This window comes from Pseudomonas sp. SMSB3, assembly GCF_052041965.1.
GTDB lineage: Bacteria > Pseudomonadota > Gammaproteobacteria > Pseudomonadales > Pseudomonadaceae > Aquipseudomonas.
Genome location: NZ_JBKGGV010000007.1, coordinates 162,321 through 188,072, shown reverse-complemented (window position 1 = coordinate 188,072; position 25,752 = coordinate 162,321). Strand labels below are relative to the sequence as shown.

24 protein-coding genes are annotated in these 25,752 nt (G+C 63.9%); 5 read left to right on the top strand and 19 right to left on the bottom strand.

What is annotated here, in order from left to right; genetic code table 11:
• On the bottom strand, positions 1–369 hold the full coding sequence (gene sdhD, locus ACLEJW_RS13880; protein WP_145188967.1) for a succinate dehydrogenase, hydrophobic membrane anchor protein: 369 nt from the start codon (positions 367–369) through the stop codon (positions 1–3).
• Positions 363–749 (bottom strand): succinate dehydrogenase, cytochrome b556 subunit, encoded by a 387-nt coding sequence (gene sdhC, locus ACLEJW_RS13875; RefSeq protein WP_178108345.1) that lies wholly within the window; start codon positions 747–749, stop codon positions 363–365. The genes sdhD and sdhC overlap by 7 nt, the downstream gene beginning before the upstream one ends.
• Positions 750–1,100: 351 nt before the next feature.
• Between sdhC and gltA the strand changes: the two genes are divergently transcribed.
• Entirely contained in the window at positions 1,101–2,390 is a 1,290-nt protein-coding gene (gene gltA, locus ACLEJW_RS13870) for a citrate synthase (RefSeq protein WP_145188970.1), read from the top strand.
• A 62-nt stretch (positions 2,391–2,452) separates the two neighbouring features.
• Here gltA and ACLEJW_RS13865 read toward each other — a convergent pair whose 3' ends face one another.
• The 9 genes from ACLEJW_RS13865 to ACLEJW_RS13825 form a co-directional block, all read right to left on the bottom strand.
• On the bottom strand, positions 2,453–3,061 hold the full coding sequence (locus ACLEJW_RS13865) for an START domain-containing protein (RefSeq protein ID WP_145189557.1): 609 nt from the start codon (positions 3,059–3,061) through the stop codon (positions 2,453–2,455).
• A gap of 33 nt (positions 3,062–3,094) precedes the next feature.
• Positions 3,095–3,349, bottom strand: a complete 255-nt coding sequence (locus ACLEJW_RS13860; RefSeq protein WP_145188973.1) for a YkgJ family cysteine cluster protein — start codon at positions 3,347–3,349, stop codon at positions 3,095–3,097.
• Between the two features lie 122 nt (positions 3,350–3,471).
• Entirely contained in the window at positions 3,472–3,936 is a 465-nt protein-coding gene (locus ACLEJW_RS13855; protein ID WP_145188976.1) for a hypothetical protein, read from the bottom strand.
• A 67-nt stretch (positions 3,937–4,003) separates the two neighbouring features.
• Positions 4,004–5,446 carry an aminotransferase-like domain-containing protein gene (locus tag ACLEJW_RS13850; RefSeq protein WP_145188979.1) on the bottom strand — a complete coding sequence of 481 codons (1,443 nt, stop codon included), beginning with the start codon at positions 5,444–5,446 and terminating at the stop codon, positions 4,004–4,006.
• Positions 5,447–5,727: 281 nt separating this feature from the next.
• A complete protein-coding gene (locus ACLEJW_RS13845) occupies positions 5,728–6,540 on the bottom strand; it encodes an OmpA family protein (protein ID WP_440777746.1) in 813 nt (270 codons plus the stop codon).
• On the bottom strand, positions 6,537–6,890 hold the full coding sequence (locus ACLEJW_RS13840) for a DUF4398 domain-containing protein (protein WP_313301092.1): 354 nt from the start codon (positions 6,888–6,890) through the stop codon (positions 6,537–6,539). Before ACLEJW_RS13840 ends, ACLEJW_RS13845 begins: the two co-directional genes overlap by 4 nt.
• 9 nt (positions 6,891–6,899) lie before the next feature.
• Complete coding sequence (locus ACLEJW_RS13835; protein ID WP_440777745.1) at positions 6,900–7,721, bottom strand: substrate-binding periplasmic protein; 822 nt, start codon at positions 7,719–7,721, stop codon at positions 6,900–6,902.
• Positions 7,722–7,801: 80 nt separating this feature from the next.
• Positions 7,802–8,743 carry an electron transfer flavoprotein subunit alpha/FixB family protein gene (locus ACLEJW_RS13830; RefSeq protein ID WP_440777744.1) on the bottom strand — a complete coding sequence of 314 codons (942 nt, stop codon included), beginning with the start codon at positions 8,741–8,743 and terminating at the stop codon, positions 7,802–7,804.
• Positions 8,744–9,493, bottom strand: a complete 750-nt coding sequence (locus ACLEJW_RS13825) for an electron transfer flavoprotein subunit beta/FixA family protein (protein WP_440777743.1) — start codon at positions 9,491–9,493, stop codon at positions 8,744–8,746.
• A gap of 541 nt (positions 9,494–10,034) precedes the next feature.
• Here ACLEJW_RS13825 and ACLEJW_RS13820 point away from each other — a divergent pair.
• On the top strand, positions 10,035–11,717 hold the full coding sequence (locus ACLEJW_RS13820) for an electron transfer flavoprotein-ubiquinone oxidoreductase (protein WP_313303209.1): 1,683 nt from the start codon (positions 10,035–10,037) through the stop codon (positions 11,715–11,717).
• 70 nt (positions 11,718–11,787) lie between these two features.
• Here ACLEJW_RS13820 and ACLEJW_RS13815 read toward each other — a convergent pair whose 3' ends face one another.
• Complete coding sequence (locus ACLEJW_RS13815) at positions 11,788–13,113, bottom strand: MFS transporter (protein WP_313459224.1); 1,326 nt, start codon at positions 13,111–13,113, stop codon at positions 11,788–11,790.
• Positions 13,114–13,182: 69 nt separating this feature from the next.
• Positions 13,183–13,662 carry a histidine kinase gene (locus ACLEJW_RS13810; protein ID WP_145189002.1) on the bottom strand — a complete coding sequence of 160 codons (480 nt, stop codon included), beginning with the start codon at positions 13,660–13,662 and terminating at the stop codon, positions 13,183–13,185.
• 306 nt (positions 13,663–13,968) lie between these two features.
• Between ACLEJW_RS13810 and ACLEJW_RS13805 the strand changes: the two genes are divergently transcribed.
• From ACLEJW_RS13805 to ACLEJW_RS13795, 3 genes are read left to right on the top strand one after another with little or no spacing between them, the layout of a single operon-like run.
• Complete coding sequence (locus ACLEJW_RS13805; protein ID WP_145189005.1) at positions 13,969–15,135, top strand: efflux RND transporter periplasmic adaptor subunit; 1,167 nt, start codon at positions 13,969–13,971, stop codon at positions 15,133–15,135.
• Entirely contained in the window at positions 15,136–17,100 is a 1,965-nt protein-coding gene (locus tag ACLEJW_RS13800) for a MacB family efflux pump subunit (protein WP_145189009.1), read from the top strand.
• Between the two features lie 3 nt (positions 17,101–17,103).
• The gene (locus tag ACLEJW_RS13795; protein ID WP_313459231.1) at positions 17,104–18,516 is read left to right on the top strand and encodes an efflux transporter outer membrane subunit; all 1,413 of its coding nucleotides are present in this window, start codon (positions 17,104–17,106) and stop codon (positions 18,514–18,516) included.
• A 61-nt stretch (positions 18,517–18,577) separates the two neighbouring features.
• Here the strand turns inward: ACLEJW_RS13795 and ACLEJW_RS13790 are convergent, their stop codons facing one another.
• The 6 genes from ACLEJW_RS13790 to ACLEJW_RS13765 all read right to left on the bottom strand — a co-directional run bounded on the left by ACLEJW_RS13790 (position 18,578) and on the right by ACLEJW_RS13765 (position 25,751).
• Positions 18,578–19,969 carry an aspartate aminotransferase family protein gene (locus ACLEJW_RS13790; protein WP_440777742.1) on the bottom strand — a complete coding sequence of 464 codons (1,392 nt, stop codon included), beginning with the start codon at positions 19,967–19,969 and terminating at the stop codon, positions 18,578–18,580.
• Positions 19,970–20,046: 77 nt separating this feature from the next.
• Positions 20,047–21,375 carry an ATP-binding protein gene (locus ACLEJW_RS13785; protein ID WP_313303092.1) on the bottom strand — a complete coding sequence of 443 codons (1,329 nt, stop codon included), beginning with the start codon at positions 21,373–21,375 and terminating at the stop codon, positions 20,047–20,049.
• A complete protein-coding gene (locus tag ACLEJW_RS13780) occupies positions 21,372–22,055 on the bottom strand; it encodes a response regulator transcription factor (protein ID WP_313303094.1) in 684 nt (227 codons plus the stop codon). The genes ACLEJW_RS13785 and ACLEJW_RS13780 overlap by 4 nt, the downstream gene beginning before the upstream one ends.
• A 946-nt stretch (positions 22,056–23,001) precedes the next feature.
• Positions 23,002–23,568 (bottom strand): nucleotidyltransferase family protein, encoded by a 567-nt coding sequence (locus tag ACLEJW_RS13775; protein ID WP_440777741.1) that lies wholly within the window; start codon positions 23,566–23,568, stop codon positions 23,002–23,004.
• Complete coding sequence (locus ACLEJW_RS13770; RefSeq protein ID WP_313301502.1) at positions 23,565–24,536, bottom strand: XdhC family protein; 972 nt, start codon at positions 24,534–24,536, stop codon at positions 23,565–23,567. The genes ACLEJW_RS13775 and ACLEJW_RS13770 overlap by 4 nt, the downstream gene beginning before the upstream one ends.
• Before the next feature lie 3 nt (positions 24,537–24,539).
• Positions 24,540–25,751 (bottom strand): cytochrome c, encoded by a 1,212-nt coding sequence (locus ACLEJW_RS13765; protein ID WP_313301505.1) that lies wholly within the window; start codon positions 25,749–25,751, stop codon positions 24,540–24,542.
• Position 25,752 lies beyond the last annotated feature (1 nt).

The following is a 25,752-nucleotide window of genomic DNA, read 5'->3' as shown; positions in this document are numbered from 1 at the left end:
TCAGATACCCCAGAGAATCTGCACACCCCAGACGAAGTAAGCGAACATCGCAACGCCGCATACCGCCTGGAACAGGAAACGAATCGCAGTCGCCGACTTGCCGAACGACATCGGCGTCAGGTAGTCGGTGGCAATGGTCCACATGCCGACCCAGGCGTGTGCGCCCAGGGCAACGAGGGCCAGCAGACTGAAGATGCGCATCGCGTTATTGGAGAACAGACCATGCCACTGGGCGTAGTCGACACCTGGGTGAGCGATGACCCAACCGATCAGGAACAGGAAGTAAGCCGCGAGAACGACCGCAGACACGCGTTGCGCCATCCAGTCATAGAGGCCCGAACGCGACAGGTTCGTGACATTGGTTACCATACCCAAACTCCCACCAGAACGATCACCACCACGGAGATGACAATCACGATTTTCGAGCCCAGCTTGCCGCCTTCCAGCGTCTCACCGATGCCCATGTCCATGATCAGGTGGCGTACACCTGCCACCAGGTGATACAGCAGGGCGGATAGCAGGCCCCAGGTCACGAACTTGGCCAGCGGGCTGGTCAGACACGCCTTCACCTCGCCGAAGCCTTCTTCCGAACCCAGCGACTTGCCCAGTGCGTAAAGCATGATGGCAAGGCCGATGAACAGGATGACGCCGGAGATACGGTGCAGGATGGACGTGTACGCAGTGACAGGAAGCTTGATGGTCCTTAGGTCTAGGTTTACAGGTCGTTGGCTTTTCACGGCTTTTTTCACACTGAAGAGCCCCTAGCGAATCAGGGCAAAGTTGTTGGTAAGTGTACTGGTCAGGTACCCACCACCCAGGGAACGGCGACCCCCAGTAGTTCGGGCTTGCAAGCCCCAGGGAGTCGGGTGCCGAGTATAGACAGTTAGGCTGCTTATGACAACGTGAGGGGGTAGCCCAAATAGCGCATTGCCTTTAGCGAGCAAAAGGCGTAAATGGGCGAGAAATTCGTGAAAAATCAGGGCTGGGGAGCGGTTTCAAGCAGCCTTTAGGCAAATTGACATTCGAATTTACTTCTCTATAGTGGTGCGGGCCCTGCGTGGGGGGCTGTCTGATGATTTCAAGCATTAATAGGAGGCCACATGGCTGACAAAAAAGCGCAGTTGGTCATCGAGGGCGCTGCCCCCGTCGAGCTGCCCATTTTAACCGGCACCGTTGGTCCTGATGTAATCGACGTCCGCGGGTTGGGGGCCACTGGTCACTTCACCTTCGACCCTGGTTTCATGGCGACTGCCTCGTGCGAATCGAAGATCACCTACATCGACGGCGACCAGGGCGTGCTGCTGCACCGCGGCTACCCGATCGAGCAACTGGCCGAGAAATCGGACTACCTCGAAACCTGCTACCTGCTGCTCAACGGTGAGCTGCCCAACGCCGAGCAGAAGGCGCAGTTCGTCAGCACCGTGAAGAACCACACCATGGTTCACGAGCAGCTGAAATCGTTCTTCAACGGCTTCCGCCGTGATGCCCACCCGATGGCGGTGATGTGCGGCGTGGTCGGTGCGCTGTCGGCGTTCTACCACGACTCGCTGGACATCAATAACCCACAACACCGCGAAATTTCCGCGGTGCGCCTGGTCGCCAAGATGCCGACCCTGGCCGCGATGGTTTACAAGTATTCGATGGGCCAGCCGATGATGTACCCGCGCAACGACCTGTCGTACGCGGAAAACTTCCTGCACATGATGTTCAACACCCCCTGCGAGATCAAACCGATCAGCCCGGTGCTGGCCAAGGCGATGGACCGGATCTTCATCCTCCACGCCGATCACGAGCAGAACGCCTCCACCTCGACCGTGCGTCTGGCCGGCTCCTCGGGCGCCAACCCGTTCGCCTGTATCGCCGCCGGCATCGCTGCGCTGTGGGGCCCTGCCCACGGCGGTGCGAACGAAGCGGTGCTGACCATGCTCGATGAAATCGGCGATGTCTCGAACATCGACACATACATCGCCAAGGCCAAGGACAAAAACGATTCGTTCAAGTTGATGGGCTTCGGCCACCGCGTCTACAAGAACCGTGACCCACGCGCTACCGTGATGAAGCAGACCTGCGACGAAGTCCTCGGCGAGCTGGGCATCAAGAATGACCCGCAGCTGGAACTGGCCATGCGCCTTGAAGAGATCGCCCTGACCGATCCGTACTTCATCGAACGCTCGCTGTACCCGAACGTTGACTTCTATTCGGGCATCATCCTCAAGGCGATCGGCATTCCAACCAGCATGTTCACCGTGATCTTCGCCCTGGCGCGTACCGTCGGATGGATCTCGCACTGGAAAGAAATGCTCTCGAGCCCGTACAAGATCGGCCGCCCTCGCCAGCTGTATACCGGCGAACTGCAGCGCGATATCGTCGAGCTGAAAGACCGCGCGTAAGCACCACCGCGAACGCAAAAGGCTGCCTCGGGCAGCCTTTTTTCATTGCGCAACGAGACTGACTACTGGCGCTTCTCGGCGCGCTCGCGCAGCCCTTTGAGGGTGTTGAACGGGGCATCGACCACGAACTTGTTCGCCACCATCGCCGGCACGCTGCCACCAGGCTCGGTGTGCACCTGGTAAGTCACCTCGGTAGCGTCACCCTTGGGCACCAGCTTCCAGAAGCCCTCCACCTTGGCCACGCGCACGAAGCCTTTTTCTTCCGCAATGTAGGTCGGCTCTTCCTCAAGCTTGCGGGTCAGGCTGCCATCGGCACCCTTGACCGTGGTCACCCGCAGCACGGAGTCACGCGGCGTCACTGGCCACGGCGTGTTGAACTGCGTGTAGGTCCAGCTCTGGTCGCCTTCGTGCTTGAGCAGTTTCTGTGTCTTGCACTCGTGGATCCAGGCACAAGCCCCCGCCACGTCTTCCTGCAGCGCCTGAACCTTGGCCAGCGGCGCCTTGATCAGGGTGATGCCCTGGTAAGCCTTGTACTTGGAGCCCGGCACCTCGCTGAGCGAAACCTTGATGCCATCCTCGTCCTTGGCCACCTGCCAGTTCTCGGCCCAGGCCGCCGGCGCCAGCAGAACTCCCATGCCACACAGCAGTGCAATACGCTTGAACGATCTCATCATGCTTATCCTTGTTGTCGAAGATCCAGCCTTTTACGCCGCCGTCATCTGCTCCCACCAACCCAGAATCCTGATCGCCTCGTCACGGTCGCTGCCACACACCTCGACATCGGCTTTGAAGCCCCCGCACACCGCTGGCCGCTCGGGCAAGCCGAACAGCTCGCAGAGGTTGTCCGCCGTCAGGTGCAGGCAGCGCTGGCCAGCGGGCTTGCCATCAGGCATGCGCGGCATCGCCGAAGAGATGGATGGGGCGATGCAGCAGGCACCGCAGCCTTCACGACACTTCATGGTCAAACAGACTCCGTGGAACAGGATGGGGCGGACGCACTGGAATAGTAACCGCTCAAACAGACGTTTGAAATTGCCAGGCGGATGAAATCTGCCGTGACTTTGCAGTCAGTTGCGCTCGCTCAATTGCGGAATTGAAACTCGATGGCCGCACCCTCTACATCACGCCGGCTGTCATTGCGCAGTTGTAACTGCATTTCATTGCTGATCAAGCGGCCATTGAGCTGAAACGGGCTATCAGAGTCGCCTGCCTTGTCAGGAAACATGGCCGGCAGGATAGGCTTGCGCCGCAGCGTCGCGTCACCCACGGCGGGGTCGAGCTCCTCGACCATGTGGGTTGGCAAGCTCAGGTCGAGCTTGGCCTTGGGCAGCGGCTGCTTGACCTCTTTGCTGACGGTCTTGGCCTTGCCCTTGCGCTTGTTGGCGGCAGGCTTGGACTTAGCTGCAGGCTTGGACGTTGCCGCAGGCTTGTTGCCCGTCCCGCCCTGCCCCGCCTGCACGGCAGGCTGCGCGGCCTGCGCCACGGCAGCAGGCAGACACAACGGCATGGCAAGGACAATCAGGGCGACACTACGCAAAAGGTTCATGGACATCAACGAAAGGCGCAAGCGAAAAGAAGGCATATGCTCACCGCTCCATCGGTCGCTGGCAAGCCTACATTAGTGAGGACTGTGACTCCCGGCATAATTGCTGAGCCAGCAGCCCCAGGGTAATGACTGCCCGCTCGGCCTCCTTGTTCCATGGAATACCGCAGTTCAAGCGAATGCAGTGGTTGAACTGCTCGGTATTGCTGAAAATCAGCCCCGGCGCGATGCTGATGCCTTGCTCCAGGGCCCGTACGTGCAGCTCCTGGGTGTTGACCCGGCCAGGCAGGCTGACCCAGAGAATGAAGCCGCCCGTTGGCCGAGTCATTTGCGTGCCTTCGGGGAAATGCTGCTGCACTGCCAATTGATAGGCACTGAGGTTTTTCCGGTACTCCTGACGAATGAAGCGCAGATGCCGGTCATAACCGCCGTTTTCCAGGTAGGCAGCCACGCCCATCTGGGTGACGCTGCAGGCCGAATGGGTCGTAAAGGTCTGCAGACGCTGAATCTCATCCTGATAACGCCCCGCCACCATCCAGCCGACACGCACGCCAGGAGATAACGTCTTGGAGAAACTCGAGCAGTAGATCACCCGGTCAAGCCGGTCGAAGGCCTTGAGCGCCTTGGTCTTGCCTTGCTCGAACATCAATTCGCCATAGATATCGTCCTCGACGATCTGGATATCGAAGTCCGAGGCCAGGCGCAACAGTTGCTTCTGCCGCTCTTCGGGCACAGTGCCGCCCAGCGGATTGCTCAAGCGCGAGGTCAACACCAGCGCCTTGATCGACCATTGGTTGGCAGCAAGCTGCAGGGCCTCAAGGCTGATGCCGGTCGCAGGGTCGCTGGGGATCTCGATCACTTTCAGCCCCAGCAAATCGGCCAATTGCAACAACCCGTAATAAGTCGGCGACTCGGCGGCGATCAGGTCACCAGGGCGGGTCAATACGCGCAGTGACATCTGCAAGGCGTCCACGCACCCATGGGTGACGATGACTTCGCGCGGATCGACCAACACACCGGCGTCGCGCATGCGGATGGCAATCTGTCGACGCAGGGGTTCGAAACCGGGGCTGAACATGTAGCTGAATGCCCGCGGGCTGTGAAACCGCGTGACCTTGGCTATCTGCTGATGCAGCGCCCTCACAGGCAAATAGTCGACATGCGGCACGGCGGCGCCAAAGGGGAATACGCCATCACGACGCGCTTCGGTCAGCACTTGCTGGATGATACTGGCGCGGGTGACCAAGCCTGGGCGTTCGACCCGCGCGATATCAGGGGTCTGCGCGGTCAGGGCGGGTGTCTGATGGACGTAGTAGCCGGACTGCGGCCGAGCGCGAATCAGCCCCTGGTCTTCAAGATTGGCGTAGGCCTGCAACACCGTGGCATGGCTGACGTTGAGCTGGGCGCTCATCTTGCGCACCGATGGCACGCGCTCGCCGGGCTGGTAGACACCGCGACGAATATCATCGGCCAGTTGCTGGGCGATACGCTGGTACAGCAGCAGGTTGGTCATGGCGAAGTCTCGGCGCGGCGTGTTGTTCTTGTAAGACTGACTGACGGCTAAGCATACCGTAACAGTTGCAAAGTGTACTGGGACAGTTTGCAGCTCAAACAACGATACAGCGGCGTGAGACCTTGCGAAATGATTAATTGATCTCCCCAACAGCGAGGTCACCGTGGGCGCGGCCTCGTGTCGCGAAAGGGCCGCGACGGGGCCCCGGCATTATCGGCAGCGAAGCTGTCATCATGGGGGCTTTGCGCACCCTTGAGCGACGCCAGCCCGCTACCCCATCATCAGCGCGCAGGCGCCAGCTTGCCTTTGTCGTCGGAGAAAACAATCTCCACGCGGCGATTCTGCGCCCTGCCTCGCTCCGATGCATTGGCCTCGATGGGATACTGGTCGCCATAACCCTCGACCTGCAAACGCTTCTCGTCCACCCCAAGGTCGACCAGCATGTCGGCGACCGACTGGGCCCGGTCGCGGGACAACGCGAGGTTGTCTTCAGGCGTACCGGTGCTATCGGTGTAACCCTCGATGCGCACTACACGGCGTGGGTTCAACTGCAGAAACTGCACCAGTTTCAGCACGGTACGGCTGGCCGAGTTTTTCAGCTCGGCGCGGCCTGTGTCGAACAGCACATCGCCCAGGGTCATCACCAATCCACGGTCAGCCTGCTCGGAGGCCAATGCGGCAATTTGGTGCTCGATCCATTTGCCCTGTTGCTGAACGCTGGCGAGCTTGGCCTCACGCAATGCCAGTTGCAGACGCTGACGCTCCAGGTCGAGCTTGGCCAGGCGCTCCTGGTTCGCTGCAAGTTTGGCATGCTCGCCGGCAATCTCGCTGTAGCGTTGGCTCAGGTAGGCATAATGACGCACGTCGCTCCCGCTGCCGATATAGCTCGATAGCCGTTCGGCCCGCGCCAGCGACTCACCGGCGCGTATCACATCGCGCGGCGCGCTGCGCAGCACGTCGGAATCGTCCTTGACCTTCTGGAAGGCCGCGCTGGCGTCTTCCAGCGCCGCCGAACTGCGCTGGCTGGCGCAACCCTGCAGGCCTGCGCTGAGGACCAACAGGGCCAGCAGCGCCTTACGCTGCAAGCGCATCATGGCTGCACCTCCAACTGCTTGTGCAAGCGCTTGATCCGCGCCTGCAGCAGCTCGAGTTGCTCATCGCTCTTCTGGTTCAGCACCTGCGCCTCAGCCAGGCGCGCATCCAGCTCGGCCTGCTCGGCACGCATGCGCGCGTCACGGTAGTCGGCGGTCAGCATGTTGGTCTTGGCTCGAGCGAATTTGTCTTCTGCCAACTTCAGCGCTTCGACCTGGTCGGTGGCACCAACCGCCCTGGCCTGCTCCAGGGCCTGCTCGGAAATACGCATCTGCTCATTAGGCGCCGGGTCGTTGGCACAGCCAGCCATGGCGAGCATGACCATGGCGAGGATAAGGGGTTGGGTTCTCACGCATTCTTCCTACTGTTTTGGGGCGTCGGCCTGCGCCTGCATTTGCGCTTTCCAGCGCTCGACATTGCGTTGCAGCACAGCTTCGGACACGCCGGAGATCGGCAATTCTGTCAGCTTTTTCGCCAGTTGCCCACGCAACCACGCGTCATTGCAGGCTGAATTGTGCGACAAGGCCAGATACAGCCCTGGGCGGTCTACAGGCAGACCCCGGGCGATCAGGTCATTGCTCATGCCCAGACCCTGGGTCATGGCCATGCCCGAGAAGCGCCCGGCCAGTACATAGTCGACCTGCCCCAGGATCAGTTTCTGGAACGCCTGGGTGAGATTCTGCGCAGGCGCCAGGTCCAGTTGCGCCTTGGCGAAAGCAGAAAATGCAGGCGTCAGGCGGGCACGCTCGGAGAGGCTGCCGCGGTACTTGGCCAGATCTGCCGGGCCATCGTAGACCAGGCTCGCGTCATGGCGCGTCCATACCAGGTATTCGTTGAGCTGCAATGGCGGGTGCAGGTAATCCATCGCGGTCAGCTGCTCGACCTGCAGTGGCATGTCGAGCAGCAGGTCCATGCGCCCGCTGCGCACCTCCTGCAAGGCCACATCGCGCCGTCCGGCGTTGAGCACCTCGACACTGATACCCAGCTCGCCAAGCACCTGGCGCAAGAGATCGACGTTGGCACCAATCAGGTGCTTGGGGTCTTGTGGATCTTGCCAGGCATACGGCGGCGCGTCCGGGCTGCCGGTGGCCACCAGTCGCTCGCACTTGCCAGCCGCCATGGCCAGCGCTGGCAGCAGCGCCAGCATACACGCCAGCCCTCTGCCCGCATTGCGTAACAGCATCGCTCACTCCTTGCCCTGCAACGAAAAAAGCCCGGCCCTCGAAGCGAGGGCCGGGCTTCTTTATAAGTGAAGCAGGCAGATCAGACCAGCTTTTCCAGCTCTGGCACGGCCTCGAAGAGGTCGGCGACCAGGCCATAATCGGCCACCTGGAAGATCGGCGCTTCTTCGTCTTTGTTGATCGCAACGATCACTTTGGAGTCCTTCATGCCAGCCAGGTGCTGGATCGCACCGGAGATACCGACGGCGATGTACAGCTGCGGCGCGACGATCTTGCCGGTCTGGCCGACCTGCATGTCGTTGGGCACGAAGCCTGCGTCAACCGCAGCGCGCGAGGCACCGACAGCGGCGCCGAGCTTGTCGGCCAGGCTGTACAGGTGGCTGAAGTTGTCGCCATTGCCCATGCCACGGCCGCCGGAGACCACGATCTTGGCAGCGGTCAACTCCGGACGATCGGACTTGGCAAGCTCTTCACCGACGAATGCCGACACACCTGCATCGTGAGCCGCGCCCACGGCTTCGATGGCAGCCGAGCCGCCTTCGCTGGCCACGGCGTCGAAGCCGGTGGTACGCACGGTGATGACCTTCACCGCAGCGCTCGATTGCACGGTGGCGATGGCGTTACCGGCGTAGATCGGGCGCTTGAAGGTATCGGCCGACTCGACCGAGATGATCTCGGAGATCTGGTCGACGTCCAGCAGTGCAGCCACGCGCGGCAGGATGTTCTTGCCATTGGTGGTGGCCGCAGCCAGCACGTGGCTGTAGGCGCCGGCCAGCTCTTTGATCAGCGGCGCGACGTTTTCCGGCAGCGCGTGGGCGTAGGCGGCGTTATCGGCCACCAGCACCTTGGCCACACCGGCGATCTTGGCAGCGGCTTCGGCGGCAGCGCCGACATTTGCGCCTGCGACCAGTACGTGGACATCACCACCGATCTTGGCCGCGGCGCCAACAGTGTTCAGGGTGGCCGGGGCTACGGCAACGTTCTCAGGACCTTGTAGAAGGTCAGCGACAACCAGGATAGTCATTTAGATTACCTTCGCTTCGTTCTTCAGCTTCTCGACCAGTTCGGCCACCGATTTGACCTTGATGCCAGCGCTGCGGGCAGCCGGGGCTTCGACTTTCAAGGTCTTGGTGGTGGAAGCCAGGGAAACGCCCAGTGCGTCGGGGGTGAGGGTCTCCAGTGGCTTCTTCTTGGCCTTCATGATGTTGGGCAGCGACGCGTAGCGTGGCTCGTTCAGCCGCAGGTCGGTGGTGACGATGGCAGGCAGGTTCAACGCTACGGTCTGCAGGCCGCCGTCGATTTCACGGGTGACGTTGAGCTTGTCGCCCGCCACTTCGACCTTGGAGGCGAAGGTGCCCTGGGCATAGCCGGTCAACGCAGCCAGCATCTGGCCGGTCTGGTTGTTGTCGCTGTCGATGGCCTGCTTGCCGAGGATCACCAGCTGTGGCTGCTCCTTGTCGACAACCGCTTTCAACGCCTTGGCCACCGCCAGGGAGTTCAGTTCTTCTGCCGCTTCGACCAGGATGGCGCGGTCGGCGCCAAGGGCCAGGGCGGTGCGCAGTTGCTCCTGGGCAGAGGTCGGGCCGATGGAAACCACGACGATTTCGCTGGCAATGCCCTTTTCCTTCAGGCGTACGGCTTCTTCCACGGCGATTTCGCAGAAGGGGTTCATGGACATCTTGACGTTAGCAAGGTCGACGCCGGAGTTGTCCGCCTTGACGCGAACCTTGACGTTGTAGTCGACCACTCGTTTGACAGCTACAAGAACCTTCATGGATTCCTCGTTACTCTCCGGTGAATAGATAGTCGCCTGGGGCAAAGCCCTGCGATGCGCGTGGGTACAAGGGCACCTCTGAAAAACGTACCGGCATCGGGAAAATTGATGGTGACCGAACAGTCCTTTCACGACTGTTGCGGCAAATCCCCACGGGTCATTTGCTGTCGTGAAGTGTAAACTCCACTACAAACCGGCCTGTACCGCTCTGCATCGAACGCCAGCCTGCTCCGCACCTGTCTTTAGAGGTGTACCTGCGCCCGGCTGCAAGCCTACGGCGAACGTAAAACCGCTCGTATCTTGACCGGATCACCCCATCCGGTCAATACGGCATATCGGTCACCTTCTAGCCGCACTCCTGTGATTTTACTGGGCTGCGGCAAATTCAAACAAACGTTTGTATTGGACCCGCCAAGTGGTGTAGATATAATGCGCGCCAAGACAAAGCGGTGTAGTCCGTCCATTGCGTTGCTACAGCTTTGCGCCTCGCAGCGCCGCCGCACGCAAGCACCCATAAGACCAAGCAACAGCACGAGCCTTGATGAGTAGGAGAGAACCTGTGGAACGCGAATACATGGAATTCGACGTGGTCATCGTCGGGGCAGGCCCCGCGGGCCTGTCCGCCGCCTGCCGCCTGAAGCAGAAGGCCGCCGAAGCCGGTAACGAGATCAGCGTCTGCGTGGTGGAAAAAGGCTCCGAAGTCGGTGCTCACATTCTTTCCGGCGCCGTGTTCGAACCGCGCGCGCTGAACGAGCTGTTCCCTGACTGGAAGGCGCTCGGCGCACCGCTGAACACCGAGGTCAAGCGTGACGACATCTATGTGCTCAAGGATGCCGGCAGCTCGACCAAGGTCCCTGACCTGTTTGTGCCCAAGACCATGCACAACCACGGCAACTACATCATTTCCCTGGGCAACTTGTGCCGCTGGCTGGCCCAGCAGGCCGAGAACCTGGGCGTGGAAATCTATCCGGGCTTCGCCGCCCAGGAAGCGTTGTTCGACGATAACGGCGTGGTCCGCGGCATCGTCACCGGTGATCTGGGTGTCGACCGTGAGGGCAATCCCAAAGAAGGTCTGTACACCCCCGGCATGGAACTGCGCGCCAAATACACCCTGTTCGCCGAAGGCTGCCGCGGCCACATCGGCAAGCAGCTGATCCAGCGCTTCAACCTCGACAGCGACGCCGACGTCCAGCACTACGGCATCGGCCTCAAGGAAATCTGGGAAATCGATCCGGCCAAGCACGAGCAGGGCCTGGTGGTCCACACCGCTGGCTGGCCGCTCGATGTCACCAGCAAGGACAACACCGGCGGGTCGTTCCTGTATCACCTGGAAAACAACCAGGTGGTGGTTGGCCTGATCGTCGACCTGTCCTACGCCAACCCTTACCTTTCGCCGTTCGACGAGTTCCAGCGGCTGAAGCACCATCCGGTCATCAGCCAGTACCTCGAAGGCGGCAAGCGCATCAGCTACGGCGCCCGTGCCATTAGCAAAGGTGGCCTGAATTCGCTGCCCAAGATGGTTTTCAACGGCGGCGCGCTGATCGGCTGCGACCTGGGCACCCTGAACTTCTCCAAGATCAAGGGCAGCCATACCGCAATGAAGTCGGGCATGCTTGCCGCCGAGGCGGTCGCCGATGCCTTGTTCGCCGGCCGCGACGGGGGTGATCAGCTCGACGGTTATGTCAGCGCCTTCAAGGCTAGCTGGCTGTACGAGGAACTGTTCGCCAGCCGCAACTTCGGCGCTGCGATCCACAAGTTCGGGCCATTGCTTGGCGGCGCCTTCAACTACATCGACCAGAACTGGTTCGCTGGCAAGCTGCCGTTCACCCTGCATGACAACAAGCCCGACTACGCCTGCCTCAAGCTCGCGGCCGACTCGAAGAAGATCGACTACCCCAAGCCCGACGGCAAGCTTAGCTTCGACAAGCTCAGCTCGGTGTTCCTCTCCAGCACCAACCATGAAGAGGAGCAGCCCTGCCATCTGAAGCTGACCGATCCGAGCGTGCCGATCGCCAGCAACCTGCCTTTGTACGACGAGCCGGCCCAGCGCTACTGCCCGGCCGGGGTCTATGAGGTGGTTACCCAGGAAGACGGCAGCAAGCGGTTCCAGATCAACGCGCAGAACTGCGTGCACTGCAAGACTTGCGACATCAAGGACCCGGCGCAGAACATCACCTGGGTCGCGCCTGAAGGTGCCGGTGGGCCTAACTACCCGAACATGTAAGGCCCCTGCCCTTCGCAAGGCGTGAAAAAGCCCCCGGCTCGCAAGAACCGGGGGCTTTTTTTGCAGCGCCTTATTTGTCAGCGCACAGTGCGATGCCTGGCTCGGCAGCGAATGTCAGCGGCTCGCGGCGCCCGTAATGAAGCGCCGTGACCACGCCGACCAGGCCCATGATCAAGCAAAAGCCGACACACACCCACGGGCTCCATGGCATCAGCGCAATCAATGCCAAGGGCGTGGTGCTCGCCCACAGGGCATAGGCCACGTTATAGGTGAACGAGATGCCCGACACCCGAATTTGCGCCGGAAACAGCCCGACCATCACCGACGGCACCACCCCGACGACGCCGCAGGCCAGCCCGGCCAGGGCGTAGGCCAGCCCCGTCAGGCCCCACTGGCACACCAGGCTTGCGTACAACGCGCCGATCCCCAGCGGCAGCAGCGCGCTGTAGATCATCAATGCGCGCCAGGCGCCCAGGCGATCGACCAGCAGCCCGGCCAGCACGCAGCCTAAGTTGAGAAAAACGATGCCGACGCTGCTCAGGGCAAACGTGTGCCCTGCGCTCATGGCGAAACGTTGCTGCATCACCGTCGGGGTGATGACCACCAGCACCACGACCGCCGAGGTCAGCACGCAGGTCAGCAAGGCGGCCGGGATCAAGGCTGAGCGGTGTTGCCCAAGTACCTGGCGCAGCGGAAACCTGACCGGCTCCTGGCGACGTTCGCGCAGGGCCAGGAACACAGGCGTTTCGCTTAGCCAGCGGCGTAGCCAGACGCCGATCACCCCGAAGACGCCACCCAGCAGAAACGGGTAGCGCCAGGCGTAGTCGAGGATTTCCTGCGGCGTGAACAGCTGCGCCAGCAGTGTCGCGGTCAATGCACCGAGCAGGTAACCAAAGGTCAACCCCGCCTGCAGAAAGCCCAGTGCGTAACCACGACGCCCGGGTGGCGCATGCTCGGCGACGAAGGTCCAGGCGCTTGGCACCTCGCCGCCCACCGCAGCGCCCTGCAGGATGCGCAACGCCAGCAGGATCAACGGCGCCGCATAACCGATCTCGGCGTAAGTCGGCATCACCCCGATCAACAGGCAGGGCAGCGCCATCATCAGAATGCTCAGACTGAAGACCCGCTTGCGGCCCAGGTGATCGGCAAAGTGCGCCATCAGGATGCCGCCCAGCGGTCGGGCCAGGTAGCCGGTGACGAAGATGCCGAAGCTCTGCAGCAAGCGCAGCCATTCGGGCATCTGCGGCGGGAAGAACAGCTGGCTGAGGGTCAGGGCAAAGAACACGAAGATGATGAAATCATAGATTTCCAGCGCGCCGCCCAAGGCCGCAAGGCCCAGCGTCCGGTGATCGCCGCGGCTGAACCGGGGCGGGCGAGCGGTATCGATGGCAGTCATGACAGGTTCCGCGAATCGGCAAAGGGCATGAGGATACCAAATGCCCGGGGGCTTGCCCCAGCGCGGGGGTTAACGGCTGAACACGGTGGGGGCGAAATGACCAGACCGGCGCCGCTGTGTGGCACCTGGCGCCAGCCCTGCTGGCAGGGCGATCTTGCCCACCAGCACGGGGCTGTCGATGATCGCCATGAAGGACTGCAAGGCATCGTTGTCGGGTGCCTGGGGCAGGCTCACGCTGACCGCTTGGCGCTCGGTTGCCGGCACTGCGGGCACCTTCAGGTGCTGGGTGTGATACAGCAGGGCGTGCTGAATCTGCGCGCTGACCCGGCAAAAACGCTCCAGGTCGACCCCCACGTGGCTGGCCAGCTCGATGTTGCCCAGCAGCAGGTTGAATGGTTGCAAGGCCGAGTGCACCAAACGCTGTAACTCGTCGAAGGACTCGACCGGGGCGATTCGGTAATAGCCCAGCCCGTTGAGCAGCTTTTCCAGCTGCAAGCGCTGGTGCAGGTGCTCGTCGGCGATCAGGATGCGCAAGGTCTTGTTCGTCATGGTCGGACCTGGGCCTTGGGGTCAATGTCAGCACAGCTACCTGACCACGCGCCCAAGCAACAGGCAGACACCAGGGCGCTGCCTGGCGGGGTCAAACTAGATAGTTGTCGTGAACCTGCGAGAAATCAAGCGGCCATCACACAGAATTTTCACGCGCATTTAACCTGAGCATCAGCCTTACCCCTGCCGCGCAGCCGCCATCAACAGGCCTGAGGCTAAATCCGCTTGCCCAGGCTTCGTTTATCTGGGACTTCGCTGCGCACCGCTACAGACCGCGCATCATCACCACCCAGGCTGGAAGTCCGCATGAGCCGCTTACCCTCCCCCCGTCGCCGCTGGGCGCTTGCCAGCGTGGGCTTGCTCAGCCTGGCCGGCCTGGTTGCCTGGCAATCCTCGCCGTTCGCCGAGCAGTCGCTCGATACCATCGCCGTGACACGCGGCGACATCGAGAGCAGTGTGACCGCGCTGGGTACGTTGCAACCACGCCGTTACGTGGATGTCGGCGCCCAGGCGTCCGGGCAAATTCGCAAATTGCACGTGGAAGCCGGCGACGCCGTGCGCGAAGGCCAATTGCTGGTCGAAATCGACCCCTCCACCCAGCAGGCGCAGCTCGATGCCGGGCGCTTCGCCATCGACAACCTCAAGGCCCAGCTCGCCGAACAGCGCGCGCAGTTCCAGCTGGCTGGCCAGCAGCTCAAACGCCAGCGCGACCTGGCCGCCGCCGGGGCAACCCGCGAGGAAGACCTGCAGGCCGCAGCGGCCCAGGCGAAGGTTACCCAGGCGCGTATCGACATGTTCCAGGCACAGATTCGGCAAGCCCAGGCCAGCCTGCGCAGCGCCGAGGCGCAGCTCGGCTACACGCGTATCTACGCACCCATGGACGGTACCGTGGTGGCGGTCGATGCCCGCGAGGGCCAGACCCTCAATGCCCAGCAACAAACGCCGCTGATCCTGCGCATCGCCAAGCTGTCGCCGATGACCGTCTGGGCCCAGGTTTCGGAAGCCGACATCGGCAAGGTCAAACCCGGCATGAGCGCCTACTTCACCACCTTGGCGGGCGGCAAACGGCGCTGGCACAGCCGTGTACGGCAGATTCTGCCGCTGCCGCCCAAGCCCTTGGAGCAGGCCAGTCAGGGCGGCGGCAGCCCGGCCAACGCGGGTAGCGCAGGTAGCCAGGTGGTGCAGTACACCGTGCTGCTGGACGTCGACAACCCGGACGGCGCACTGATGGCCGACATGACCACCCAGGTGTTTTTCGTCGCCGGCCAGGCCAGCGCCGTGCTCAACGTGCCGATGGCCGCGCTGGAGGAGGTCGACGGCCATTACGTGGCCCGCGTGCTCGAACCGCATGGCAAGGTGGTGCAACGCCCGGTTCGCACCGGCATCAGCGACCGCTTGCGCATCGAGGTCGTGGATGGGCTCAGCGAAGGCGAGCAATTGCTGATGGGCGCCCCCAGCGCCAGTGGGGGCTGAATGACGGCGCCATTGATCGAGCTGGTTGATATCCGCAAGCGCTACGGCGGGGTCGACACCCCCGAAGTCGAAGTATTACGCGGCATCAGCCTGAGCATCTACCCCGGTGAGTTCGTCGCCATCGTCGGCGCTTCCGGCTCGGGCAAATCGACCCTGATGAACATCCTCGGTTGCCTCGATCGCCCAAGCACCGGCAGTTACCGCTTCGCCGGCAAGGATGTGGCGGCGCTGGACAACGATGCGCTGGCCTGGCTGCGCCGCGAAGCCTTCGGTTTCGTGTTCCAGGGCTACCACTTGATCGCCTCGGGTTCGGCCCAGGAAAACGTCGAAATGCCGGCCATCTATGCCGGCACCCCCGCCGCCGAGCGGCACGCGCGGGCTGCCGCCCTGCTCGAGCGCCTGGGCCTGGCCAGTCGCAGTGGCAACCGCCCGCACCAGCTCTCGGGCGGGCAGCAGCAACGGGTGTCGATCGCCCGCGCGCTGATGAATGGCGGGCATATCATCCTGGCCGACGAACCCACCGGCGCACTCGACAGCCACAGCGGCACCGAAGTCATGGCGCTGTTGGACGAGCTGGCCAGCCAGGGCCACGTCATCATCCTCATCACCCACGACCCTAAGGTCGCAGCCCGGGCCCAACGGGTGATCGAGATCGGTGACGGCCAACTGCTCAGCGACACCGGCGAGCAACCTACACCCGGCGCGCCGCATCCTGGCCTACAGGCCGACGAACTGCGCCAGCGCCTGGACTGCGGTGCGACGCAACGCGGAGCCTGGAAAGGCGAGCTGTTCGAAGCGCTGCAAGCGGCCTGGCGGGTGATGTGGGTCAACCGCTTCCGCACCGCCCTGACCTTGCTCGGCATCGTCATCGGCGTAGCGTCGGTGGTGGTCATGCTGGCGGTCGGCGAAGGCAGTAAGCGCCAGGTCATGGCGCAGATGGCTGCCTTCGGCTCGAACATCCTCTACCTCGATGGCAAGCCGGCCAGCCTTGGCGAGCCGGCCGGCATCATCACCCTCGACGATGTGGCCGCCATCGGCCAGCTGCCGCAAGTCAGGCAGATCATGCCGGTATTGGGCGCCAAGGTCATGGTGCGCAACGGCAACCAGAGCCAGCAGTATTACGTGGGCGGTAACAACAATCAGTTCCCGTCGATCTTCAACTGGCCAGCGGTCGAGGGAGACTTCTTCAGCGAGGACGACGAAGCCAGCGGCGCAGCGGTGGCAGTGATCGGACAAAAAGTCCGCCAGCAGATGTTGGCGCCTGATCGCGATCCGCTCGGTCAGTACATTCTGATCGGCAATGTGCCGTTTCAGGTAATCGGAATCCTGGCTGGCAAGGGCGCAAGCTCTGGCGACACCGATGCCGACGGACGCGTCGTGGTGCCCTACGCCGCCGCCGCGATCCGCCTGTTCGGGCAACGGGCGCCGGACTACATCACCATCACCGCAGCCGACGCCACCCGTGTCGATGAAACCGAAGCCGCCGTCGGCCGCCTGCTGCGTCAACGCCACCAGGGCCGCGACGACTTCGAGCTGACCAACTCGGCAGCGCTGATCCAGGCTGAGGCGCGCACCCAGAACAGCCTGTCGCTGATGCTCGGCGCCATCGCCGCCATTTCCTTGCTGGTCGGCGGCATCGGGGTGATGAACATCATGCTGATGACGGTGCGCGAACGAACCCGCGAGATCGGCATCCGCATGGCCACCGGCGCGCGCCAGCACGACATCCTGCGCCAGTTCCTCAGCGAAGCGGTGCTGCTGTCGATGGTCGGCGGCATCACCGGCATCACCCTGGCGCTGCTGATCGGCGGCGCGCTATTGCTGGGCAAGGTAGCGGTGGCGTTCACCCTGCCCGCCATGCTCGGCGCCTTTTCCTGCGCCGTGCTCACCGGCGTCGTGTTCGGCTTCATGCCGGCACGCAAAGCCGCCCGACTCGACCCGGTCAAAGCCCTTACCAGCGAATAGTCCATGACCCTGCCAAGCCGCATCAGCCTGTTGACCCTGTGCCTGGGCCTCACCGCCTGCAGCCTCTCGCCCGCGCCACCCAGCGGCATCACCGCGCCGCCCGCCTGGCAAAGCGGCAGCGCCAAGGCCGCGGGCGAGCTGCCCCCGTCCCAGTGGTGGCAGGCTTTCGAGAGTGCCGAACTAAGCCGGCTGGTCGAGCGCGCCAGGACCAATGCCCATGACCTTGGCGCTGCTACCGCGCGGGTGCGCCAAGCGCAAGCGCGCGCGGTGATCGCCGGCGCACCACTGCTACCGGAGCTGAAATTCGAATTCGACGGCAGTCGTCAGCGCCTGCTGCATGGCGAGGGCTACGATCAGCTGGACGTCAGCCGTTACGAGCGCACCAGCACCTCGTTCGGCCTGCAACTGGCTGCCAGCTACGAGATCGACTTCTGGGGCAGTCTGCGCGCTGCGCGGGCGAGCGCCTTGCACAGCCTCGAGGTCAGTCGCTTCGAGCGCCAGACGGTCGAGCTGACCCTGATCAGCAGTGTGGCGAACACGTACCTGCAGGGCCTGGCCGTGCAAGAACAACTGCGCATCGCCCGCCTCAACCTGAGCAATGCCCGTGACGTACTGGCGCTGGTCGAAACCCGCCAAGGCGCAGGCTCGGCGACTCGTCTCGAGCTGGCCCAGCAGCGCAGCCTGGTGGCGGCCCAGCAGCGCCAGCTGCCGTTGCTCGAGCAGCAGTGGCAAGACAACCGCATCACCCTGGCAACCCTGCTCGGGGACCCGGTGCAGGCGCTGCCTGCCAGCCGCGATACCCTGGCCGCCTTGCACTGGCCGGACATCGGCAGCGGCGTGCCCAGCCAGTTGCTGACGCGCCGGCCTGACATCGCCGCCGCTGAAGCGCGGCTGGCCGCCGCCCACGCCAACATCCAAGTGGCCAGGGCCGCGCTGCTGCCAAAGCTGACCTTGGGCGCCAACCTGGGCACCGGCGCCCCTACCCTGCCCCACGTCTTTGACAGCGCTTTCTACACCTTGGCTGCCGGGCTGGTGGCGCCGGTGTTCAACAATGGTCGACTGCGGGCGGCGCAACAACTCGCCGAGGCCGAGCAGAGCGAGCTGCTGGAAAGCTACCGGGCGAGCATTCTGGCGGGCTTTGCCGATGTGGAAAAAGCGCTCAACGCCATCCACGGGGTGGATCGGCAGCGCCAGTGGCAGGATCGGCAAGTCGAACAGGCGCAGGTCGCCTTTGACCTGGCCCAACGGCGGTATGCCGCTGGCGCCGAAACCCTGCTCAGCGTGCTCGAAACCCAACGCACGCTGTACCAGGCCCAGGATCAGCAAGCCACCTTGCGCCTGGCCCGCCTGCAAGCCAGTGTGGCGTTGTACAAGGCCTTGGGTGGCGGTTGGCAACTGGCGGGTGTGGCTCGGTAGGTCAGGGGCGAAAATAGGCGCTGGCGAACGCAAAAAAGGGCCGCGCAGCGGCCCTTGTCACTCAGATGGCGGCGGCTAGCGCCTGCGCGAAGCGTTGTGCGACTTCGTCGATCTGCTCGGCGCTGATGATCAGCGGTGGCAGGAAACGCACCACCGCGCCGTGGCGCCCGCCCAACTCGAGAATCAGCCCACGGCGCAGGCATTCGCGCTGCACCTTCGGCGCCAGCAGGCGGTGCGCCGGCGGATGGCCCAGCGTGTCGGGCTTGCCGAGCGGATCGACCAGCTCCACGCCCAGCATGAGGCCACGGCCCCGTACATCGCCCAACTGTGGGTAGTCGCGCTGCAGGCGCAGCAGGTGCTCACGCAGACGCTGCCCCATGGCCTCGGCATGCGCCGCCAGGCGGTGCTCGAGCAGGTGATCGATCACCGCCGAGCCTGCGGCCATGGCCATCTGGTTACCGCGGAAGGTGCCGGCGTGCGCGCCCGGCTTCCAGGTGTCCAGCCAGTCACGGTAGACCACCACCGCCAGTGGCAGGCTGCCGCCAATGGCTTTGGACAAGGTGACCACATCCGGCACGATGCCGGCGTGCTCGAACGCGAACATCCGCCCAGTGCGGGCAAAGCCGCTCTGGATCTCGTCGACGATCATCGCCACCCCGGCTTGTTCGGTGATGCGCCGCACGCCTTGCAACCACTGGATGTCGGCGGGGATCACGCCTCCCTCGCCCTGCACCACCTCAAGGATCACCGCTGCAGGCAATGGCACGCCGCCTTCTGGGTCGAGCAGCAGGTTTTCCAGGTAATGCAGGTTGGCCTTGACCCCCGCCTCGCCCCCCAGACCGAACGGGCAACGGTAATCGTAAGGGTACGGCATGAACTGCACACCGTTGCTCAGCAGTGCCCCCAGCGGCTGCTTGGGGCCGTGACTGCCCATCAGGCTCAGCGCACCCTGACTCATGCCGTGGTAGGCGCCCTGGAAGGCCAGCACAGTGCTGCGGCCGGTGGCGCCGCGCACCAGCTTGAGCGCTGCTTCAACCGCATCGGTGCCGGTGGGGCCGCAGAACTGGACCTTGGCTTCCCGGCGCAGGGCTTCTGGGAGGATGCCGAACAGGTCCTGGACGAAGCGGTCCTTGACCGGCGTGGTCAAGTCCAAGGTATGCAGGGGTAACTCGTCGGCCAAGACCCGCTGGATCGCCTCGATCACCACCGGATGATTGTGTCCCAGCGCGAGGGTCCCGGCGCCGGCCAGGCAATCGATGAACTGCCGGCCTTCGACGTCCTCGACGTAGATGCCGCGGGCGCGCTTGAGCGCCAGCGGCAGGCGCCGTGGGTAGCTCCGGGCGTTCGACTCCTGTTGCTGCTGACGCTGCAGCAGCGGCGACTCGCTGAATTCGTACAACGGCTGCGGCGCCCCGGGCGGTGCAACCTGAGCCAGGCTGGTGGCGGTGGACATGGGTGAATCCTCGCAAGCAAGCGAATGGGCAGTTATCGCTTGGAAAACGCTTGAGTGCGCAGAGGATTTAGCCGTTGTTACGGGATTTTGCCCAACTGTGCCGGCACCTGCAGCAGCACTCGCAGCCCACTGTCGTCGCTGTCGAAACGCAGGCTACCCGCGCAGCGTTGCGCGATGGCCTGCACAATCGCCAGACCCAAGCCGCAACCGCTGCTCTGGCCGGTGCGCCAGAAGCGCTGGGTCAAATGCTGCAGGTCGTGCTCGGCAATGCCTGGGCCATGGTCGCGCACCAGGAACCCAACCTGCCCTTCGGCCATTTGCACCTGCACTTCCACTTCGCTGTCCCCGCCATGGCGCAGGGCGTTGTCCAGCAAATTACGCAGCGCCGCCACCGCCAGCGGCGCGGGCATGGCCAGGTAGACTTGCGCAGCCTGCTCGGGCAGGCGCAGGACGATACGCCGGTCGTCTCCTGCGCCGGCATCCTGTAGCGCCTGATGCACGACTTGTTCAGCACTGCACTGCACGCCGTCCTCGAACGACAGGCTGCCCTCGACCCGCGCCAGCATCAGCAACTGCTCAAGGGTGCGATGCATGCGGTCGGCGCCCTGCTCGGCATGCGCCAGCGCCTGCTCGCGCACTGCGCCATCGGTCATCTGGGCCACCTGCAGGTGGGTCTTGATCGCAGTCAGCGGGCTGCGCAGCTCGTGGGCGGCATCGTCGGTCAGGCGCCGCTCGCGTTCGAGGGTCTGGGCGATGCGCAGGAACAGCTGGTTCTGGGTATCGAGCAAGGGCTGCAATTCGCTGGGCAAGCCCGCCACCCGCAGCGGCTCAACACTGTCGGCACGCCGCCTGCGCAGGGCGTCACGCATGCGATTGAGCGGCTCCAGGCCCTTGCCCAGGCCGATCCACAGCAGGCCCAGGCTACCCAGCAAGGCCATCAGCACCGGGGCCGAGGCGGCCAGCAGGATCGACTGGTTCAGCGCCTCACGCTCCAGGTGCCGGTCGGCGGTGGTGATGCGCACGTCGGCATGGTTGTAGGTGAAGGTGCGCCACAACGCGCCATCGATGGTCTGGTCGCCAAAGCCGCTGCGCTGGTCATCCATGGCGCCATCGTGCTTGTGGTTGCTGGCCAGGATTTCGCCGCGCAGTGAACTGACCTGGCAGGCCATGCCGTCAGGCACGCTCAGCTGGTCGGCAGCGATGTGCGCCTCTTCGCCCTTGGCCGTCAGCGGTTGCGGCAGCTGGTCGATCAACCCGGCCACCATGCGCGCCGACGCCACCAGGCGCTGGTCGAGGGAAAACATCATCTGTTGGCGCAGGTCGCGCAGCATCCACGCTGCCGCCAGGGCCCAGATGATGATGAACGCGCTGCCCAGGATCAGGCTCAGGCGTACCCGCAGGCTCATGGTGCTGAGTCCTGCTGGGCCTGCGCCGGCCCCAGCCGATAACCCAGGCCGCGCACGGTTTCGACGATGCCGTTGCCAAGCTTGCGCCGCAAGTGATGGATATGCACGTTGAGGGCGTTGCTTTCGACCTCGTCACTGAAGCCGTAGACGCAGTCTTTGAGTTGCTCGCTGGACAGCACGCGACCGGGGTTGTGCAGCAATGCCTGGAGCAGCGCCTGTTCACGCCGCGACAAATCCACGGTTTGCCCTGCCAGAGTCGCTTCGCAGCTGCTCGGGTCGTAGCGCAGCGGACCGTGTTCGATCACGTTGACGGCCCGTCCTGCCACGCGGCGCAGCAAGGTGTGCAGCCGCGCTGCCAGTTCGCGCAGGTCGAAGGGTTTGAGCAAATAGTCGTCGGCACCGGCCTGCAGGCCGTCGACCCGGTCGGTGACCGCATCGCGTGCGGTGAGCACCAGCACGGGCAGGTCGATACCTTGCTGGCGCAGGCGGCGCAGCAGCTTGAGGCCGTCTTCATCGGGCAGGCCCAGGTCGAGAATCATTACGTCGAAGCGCGCTGCCTGCAGCAATGCCCGGGCACTGGCGGCGTTGGCCACGCGATCGACGATCAGGCCTTGGGCAGTGAGGCCTGCACAGATGCCGCTGGCGATCAGGTCGTCGTCCTCGCAGAGCAGAACGTGCATGGTGAGGCTCCCGGAGTGGTGTGGCTGGTATTGCACTATGGGGGGATTAAGGGGGAATTATGGACCTTTTTGTGGCCGCCTTGATGCTTTCAGCGCCTGGGAGATCGAGCGCCGCCCGCGCGGCGCATCGCGAGCTCTGCTCGCTCCTACGTTTGTTTCGGGCCAATTATTCCTGTGGCGTTTGCGCGCGTACGCCTTGGCGCACGGCGCGCTATCGCGTCGCACCAACAAAGCGGTCGCGCGCGCCTGTCACAAACGTTATTGGCCCGAAACAACCGTAGGAGCGAGCGCAGCTCGCGATGCGCCGCGCGGGCGGCGCTCGATCTCAAGGACGACAACACCCTCCCGCCCTACCCATTACAGAAAAAACCGAATCCCCACACCCCCGGGACGGGCATCAGCGTTGGGGAGATCGAGCGCCGCTCGCGCGGCGCATCGCGAGCTGCGCTCGCTCCTACGTTTGGGGTTATGCGCGCGTACGCCTTGGCGCACGGCGCGCTATCGCGTCGCACCAACAAGGCGGTCGCGCGCGCCTGTCACAAACGTTATTGGCCCGAAACAAACGTAGGAGCGAGCAGAGCTCGCGATGCGCCGCGCGGGCGGCGCTCGATCTCAAGGACGACAACACCCTTCCGCCCTACCCATTACAGCAAAACCCGGATCCCCACACCCCCGGGACGGGCATCAGCGTTGGGGAGATCGAGCGCCGCTCGCGCGGCGCATCGCGAGCTGCGCTCGCTCCTACGTTTGGGGATTTGCGCGCGTACGCCTTGGCGCATGGCGCGATATCGCGTCTCGTACCAAAAGGCGGTCGCGCACGCCTGTCACAAACGTTACTGGCCCGAAACAACCGTAGGAGCGAGCGCAGCTCGCGATGCGCCGCGCGGGCGGCGCTCGATCTCAAGGACGACACCACCCTCCCGCCCAACCCTTGCGACAGCAGCGTTCACTGGCGCAGTGCATCAGGCGTATCGACATCGCGCAGCACTCCGGCATCTTCGACGGCCAGCCTGATGCAACGGTCCGGATGCGCCTTCACTACCGAACGCGCTCCCTCATCGCCCGTCAGCTGCGTAAGCGCGGGCCAGAACTCCCGTCCGAACAACACCGGATGGCCCTGCTGCCCGGCAAGACAAGGCAGCACGATCGTCGACACGCAGGCCTCGCGCGCAAGCAGATCGAGGGTACCGAGTTCCACCCAGGGCATGTCGCCCAGCACAATCGCCACCGCCTGCGCGTCGCTGTCCACCAGCGACGCGGCGCCCGCCGCCAGACTATGGCCTAAGCCCTGCGCGTGATCCGCGCTGCAGATGACCCGGCACGCCGATGGCAAGCCGAGGGCCTCGCCCCGCTCGCCGTCACGCAGCACCACCCGCACATCATCGAACACGGCACAGGCACGTTCGACGCTGTGTACCAGCAAGCTGCGCCCATCGGCCATCAGGGCCCGGCGCTTGTCAGCACCGAAACGCACGCTGCTGCCAGCCGCCAATACCAACGCCACCACACTCACAGCGCCGTCCGCCCGATGCCATTACGCAGGCGCAGAATATCGGCAAGTACCGCCAGGGCGATCTCGGCCGGGGTCTTGCTGCCCAGGTTCAGGCCTATCGGGGCGTGGATCCGCGCCAGCGCGTCGGGGTCCAGGCCGCCGATGCGCTGCAAGCGTTCGCGACGCTTGTCGGAGGTGGCCTTGGAGCCCATCACGCCAATGTAAAACGCTTCGGTACGCACCGCTTCAAGCATGGCCAGGTCATCGATTTTCGGATCATGGGTCAATGCAACCACTGCCGTGTCGGCATGGCAACCGCCATTGGCGATAAACGCTGACGGCAGCTCGCGGCGCACCTCGATGCCGTCCAGCACCAGGCCTTCCAGCACTTCGTCGCGCGGGTCGCAGAGGATGACTTCAAAGCCCATGGCTTTACCGAATTCGGCACAAAAATGCGCGACGCTCGAGTAGCCTGCCAGCAGCAGCCGCTGGGCAGCGCCAACCCGCAAGCGCACGCGACCACTTTCGCGCTCCACACGCGAACCCTGGCTGGGGTCGTCGCGCAAGTGGCGTTCCCCATTCGGCAGGCTCACCTCGCGCAACAATCGGCGTTGGCCCCGCAGCGCGCCTTCCAGCTCGCGCAGGTGCGCCTGTACGTCACAGTCGGCCGGCAGGTTTTCCACCAGCACCTCGAGCACACCGCCGCAGGGCAGGCGAATGCTGGTGCGCGGGTCGCTGCCATCGCCGTAGCGCACGATGGCAACGGGCTCGGGGAATTCGCCGTGGGCCACGCGCTCGAGAAAGTCATCCTCGACGCACCCGCCCGACAACGACCCCAGCCACTGGCCGCTGTCGTTGACCGCCAGCAGCGAACCCGGCGCGCGCGGCGCCGAGCCGTAGGTGGCAAGAACGCTGCACAACCACACGCGCTGGCCGTTGCACGACCACTGCAAAGCCTGGCGGATCACCTGCAGATCCAGATGCTGCATGGCTTACTCCGCTTTCAGCGCCGCGACCTGTTGCGGCTGCAGATCACCCGGCAAGCCACCCCAGGCCTGACGCAGGTAATTGACCATGTCGGCGACCTGGGCGTCGCTGAGCTTGTCGGCAAAGCCTGGCATCGGTTGCATGCGCTCGAAGCCGGTGAATTGCTGCTCACGAATGCCGTCGACGATCGCCTTGACCAGGTTACGCGAGTCGCCCTGGCGCAGCACGGTGTTGCCGCGCATGGCCACGGCGATATGCGGCTTGCCCTCGCCCTCGACCCCATGGCAGCCGGCGCAGACGTTCAGGTACTGCTGGCGGCCACGTCGGGCGCTGTCGCTCATTCCGGTCAGCGCTACCGCCTCGATGACCTTGGCCGCGGGCGGCTGGTCCCCCAGCAGGTAGGTGGCCATGGCGCCCAGGTCGTCGTCGCTCAGGTGCTGGGTGCTGTGGTGCACGACCGGGTACATCTCGTTGAACATGCTGCCCTGGGCGCTGATGCCGTGCTTGAGGAAGGTGGTCAGGTCCGGCTGGCTCCAGCCGCGCTCGGCCAAATCATGAGCCAACAGGCTCGGCGCCAGGTAGCCCAGCAGCAGGCCACCGCTGAGGCGCTGGTCCTGCTGCAGCGCGCCGATGGCGTTGCGCGGGGTATGGCACTCGCCGCAATGGCCCATCACTTCGACCAGATACTGACCCCGCTGCCAGGCCGGGCTGTTGCCCTCGCTGGGCTGCAACTGCACGCTCTTGCCGTAGAGCATGTTCCAGCCGGTCAGGCCCAGGCGTACATTGAACGGAAAGCTCAGCTGGGTGCGCGGCGCCGGGCGGCTGATCGGCGCGGTGGTCATCAGGTAAGCCAGGATGGCATCTGAATCTTCGCGCTTGATCAGGTGGTACGAGGTGTATGGCATGGCCGGGTAGAGATTGGCGCCATCCTTGCGCTTGCCTTCAGTCACGGCAGCGAAGAATTCATCGGCGCTATAGGTACCGATGCCGTACTGCTTGTCCGAGGTGATGTTGCTGCCATAGATGGTGCCGAACGGCGAGTGGATCGGCAGCCCACCGGCATAGGGGGCGCCGCCTTCGGCAGTGTGGCAGGCCATGCAGTCGGCCGCGCGGGCCAGGTATTCACCGCGTTTGACCTGATCCTGATCGGCCGCCTGGGCAGCCGCAGCCAAGGTCAGCCCCAAGGCCAGCGCCAGGGCGTTACGAACGAAGCCCATG